Below are 3665 nucleotides of genomic sequence, written 5' to 3'. Positions count from 1 at the left end.
CATTTCCATCTCTCACCAATAAGGCAGCAATGGCAGCCATCATCCCAATCCGGTGGTCTCCAAAGGTCTCTAAGTCAGCTCCATGTAAGGGAGTCGGACCAGTGATGATCATTCCGTCTTCCATTGGCACAACATTGGCTCCCATGGCATTGAGGCTATCTGCCACGACCTGGATGCGGTCCGTTTCTTTCACACGAAGCTCTTCAGCATCCGCAATCACGGTCTGACCATTTGCTTGTGTCGCTAGTAAAGCAATAATCGGCAATTCATCAATCAAGCGTGGAATCAACTCCCCATCAATCCGAATCCCTTTTAAGGACGAAGTCTTGACAGTGAGACTCGCAGAGACCGCTTTTTCATCGCGATCGTCAATGGTGAGATCTCCCCCCATTTCCTGGATGACATCGAGAATCCCTGTCCGCGTTTGGTTGATGCCAACATTTTCAATCTTGATCACACTATCTGGAAGGATGAGTCCAGCCACTAACCAAAAGGCCGCACTGGAAATATCTCCAGGAACAATGACTGTTTGACCTTTGAACTCTTGTCCACCCTGGATGTGGATAGTTTTTCCGTCTACCTGGATCTCCCCACCAAATTGGCGAATCATATCCTCTGTATGGTCACGGGTCTTTTCCTTCTCGATAATCGTCGATTTACCCTCAGCCTGCAGAGCAGCAAAGATAAGAGCCGACTTGACTTGAGCCGATGCGACTGGCAAACGGTAATGAATCGGTTGTAGCTGATGGGTTCCTTTTTCATGCAAAGGCGGGCAATCGCGCTCTCCCTGACCAGCAATGTCTACTCCCATTTGACGCAGTGGAATCGCTACACGATCCATAGGCCGTTTGGAAAGACTATCATCTCCGACCATGGTCACTGAAAAATCCTGGCCCGCTAGGACACCTGATATCAAACGAATAGAAGTCCCTGAATTACCCATATCAAGGGGATCGGTCGGAGCTTGAAGGCCCTGAAAGCCTACCCCTTGAATCCGAATCACATCCCCGTCATCCTGGATGGAGACTCCTAAATCTCGAAACACCTGGATTGTAGAGAGCACATCTTCGCCTCGCAAGATATCATAGACCTTGGTTTCACCTGTTGCGAGACTTCCAAAAATAATGGATCGGTGACTGATGGATTTATCACCAGGCACACGAATGATGCCCCTGAGACCCTTGCTATTGGTTCTTAATTTCATTGCCTTCTCCAGAGTGCTTTTCCTCATATTCTATCATAATTAAGGCATGAATTCAATTTTTGATCAAAAATTTGGAACAAATAACGAATGTTTCCTAGCTTTTTTTGAGCTTCTTTTCTTCTACTGGCGAACGAAAATACCAGAGTCGAAATTACAACTCTGGTAGCATTCTTATTTATATAAATCTTGAATCGGCTCAAAGATGATCTTTTCCAGATCTGCAAGATAAATAGACAATTGTTGTTGTTTGGTGAAAAATTCATTCACAATCGGACTTGCTTGGATTTTTTCCATATAGTCCTTCATTTCTTGTTGCACAGCTTCTGTTGGAAGTTGACCGGATTGCATCAAGCCTTGCAATTGATTTTGAAAAGCGATGTATTCGTCAAACAGTGTTTTCGCTTCTGGATTTGCCTCAATCGCTTGCTTGCTTTCTACGACAGCCTTGTATTCAGGAAGGTCTCGAAGTGTCCGAGAGAGTTCATTTGCTACATCATAAATATTTGCCATTTTATGGGCTCCTTTACTGATATGATACTTCTATTATACTGCTTTCCCCTCAATATTCCTAAAATGAAGCAGGCATTTTGATGCAAATCCTTCTGTAGACCTAGCGAGCAAGGACAGTATAAGACGTCGCCTGGCTGATCAAGGTTTGAGCCCGCTCTTGATCCTCTACATTTTTAAAGGTCAGCTGCAAAATCCCGTGGATATCTTCACGATTCTCTTCATTGATGTGAATATTAACCAAGGAAATCCCTTGTAGGAGTTGTAAGATTTCGAGGATCACACCTTCCTGATCGGGGACATCAATAAAGAGATCATAGGCACTATCGCGCCCAGCACGCTGATGGATCTGCATTTCTTTTCGGTGCTTGCGTCCCTCATGGAAAAATGACCAAATGGCCTCTTCGTTATCTGCTTGAATGGTTTCAGCCACTTGGTCCAAGCGCTCTTTAAAATCGGCAATCCGCTCTAATATAGCTTGAGGATTGGACAAGAGAATAGAGGTCCACATGCCTGCCTCACTTTCTGCAATCCGTGTCATATCCCGAAAGCCACCAGCCGCAAAACGTCGGGTCATTTCATGCTCTTCTCCATAAGCTACGGCCTGCTCGACTAAGAAGGTGGCATCCGCTGCTGCTGCACCTGTCTTATGACTACCAGCCATGGGATGCCCTCCCACAAAGCGCACGGCCTTATCTTTAAACACCTTTTCAGCTTGTGCGACAATTGCTGCCTTGGTAGAGCCTGCATCTGTCACTAGTACCTGGTCCTTCAAATTAAGTCCGGCTAAGGTTTCTAAGTAAGACTTGGTTTGCTTGATGAGAAGCGCCAAAATAATGATATCTGCTAAAGGGGCAAAGGCTGCGAAATCATCCGTCACCTGATCCACCATTCCTCTTTCAAGGGCGATGGTTCGAGAGGATTCACTACGATTGTAACCAAGAATGGTCACGTTTGGGTGAGCTCTCTTAATCCCTAGCGCGAGGGAAGCACCAATCAAGCCCAGCCCTGCAATATAGACAACTTTCTTCTCCAAAGGAAAACTCTTTCTCTTAAAAATTCTTAGTAAAGTCCCGGTGCTTAGCAACGGCCTCTTTCAATTCTTCCAAGTTATCGGATGAGAATTTTTCAAGCACTTCTGTAGCAAGGACTGTTGCGACCACTGCTTCCATCACCACTCCTGCAGCTGGTAGAGCCGTTGGATCGCTACGCTCAACTGTTGCCTTATAAGGCTCATGGGTTTCGATATCCACACTCATCAAGGGTTTGTAGAGGGTCGGAATAGGCTTCATGACACCACGAACCAGAATCGGCTCACCGTTGGTCATGCCCCCTTCAAAACCACCAAGATTATTGGTGCGACGGGTATAGCCAGCTTCTTCAGACCAGACGATTTCATCCATGACTTGACTACCTTTTAGGCGACCTGCTTCAAAACCAAGACCGAACTCAACTCCCTTAAAAGCATTGATAGAGACCACTCCTTGAGCGATTTTGGCATCCAATTTCTTGTCCCATTGCACGTAGGATCCTAGTCCAACAGGCACACCTCCAACCAAGGTTTCCACAATTCCCCCAATGGTATCACCATCTTTTTTCACCTGGTCAATGTAAGCCTTAACGGCTTCTTCTTGTTCTGGGACAACAATCGAAACTTCCGACTTAGATGCCTTTTCCTTGATTTCTGAAACGGTTAGATTCTCGGGAATTGCAATCTCGATTCCCCCAAAATTGACAATGTGGCTGGCCACTTCCACGTCAATCTCTTCTAAAATTCGTTTAGCAACTGCACCAACGGCTACACGCATAGTCGTCTCACGGGCAGAAGAACGTTCGAGCGAATTACGGAGATCGTCAAAACGGTATTTAATCCCTCCGACTAGATCAGCATGGCCAGGACGTGGCTTGGTGATCTTGCGCAGATCTTTCTTTTTCTCTTCGACCGGTGCTACAT

Annotated in this window: 4 protein-coding genes; all 4 read right to left on the bottom strand. The window is 46.0% G+C overall.

All coding sequences use genetic code 11. From position 1 onward, the window contains the following. A partial coding sequence (gene aroA, locus SPADD19_RS05680; RefSeq protein ID WP_241496489.1) for a 3-phosphoshikimate 1-carboxyvinyltransferase occupies positions 1-1204 on the bottom strand: 1204 nt, incomplete at its 3' end. A 171-nt stretch (positions 1205-1375) separates the two neighbouring features. Continuing rightward, positions 1376-1714, bottom strand: a complete 339-nt coding sequence (locus SPADD19_RS05675; protein ID WP_061455479.1) for a YlbF/YmcA family competence regulator — start codon at positions 1712-1714, stop codon at positions 1376-1378. Positions 1715-1814: 100 nt separating this feature from the next. Beyond that, the gene (locus tag SPADD19_RS05670; RefSeq protein ID WP_061455478.1) at positions 1815-2747 is read right to left on the bottom strand and encodes a prephenate dehydrogenase; all 933 of its coding nucleotides are present in this window, start codon (positions 2745-2747) and stop codon (positions 1815-1817) included. Between the two features lie 16 nt (positions 2748-2763). Then, on the bottom strand, positions 2764-3665 hold a 902-nt coding region (gene aroC, locus SPADD19_RS05665), incomplete at its 5' end, for a chorismate synthase (protein ID WP_061455477.1).

It is taken from the genome of Streptococcus parasanguinis (genome assembly GCF_001578955.1).
GTDB lineage: Bacteria > Bacillota > Bacilli > Lactobacillales > Streptococcaceae > Streptococcus > Streptococcus parasanguinis_U.
The sequence above is the reverse complement of the archived record's forward strand: the minus strand, read 5'-3'. Positions and strand labels throughout refer to the sequence as shown.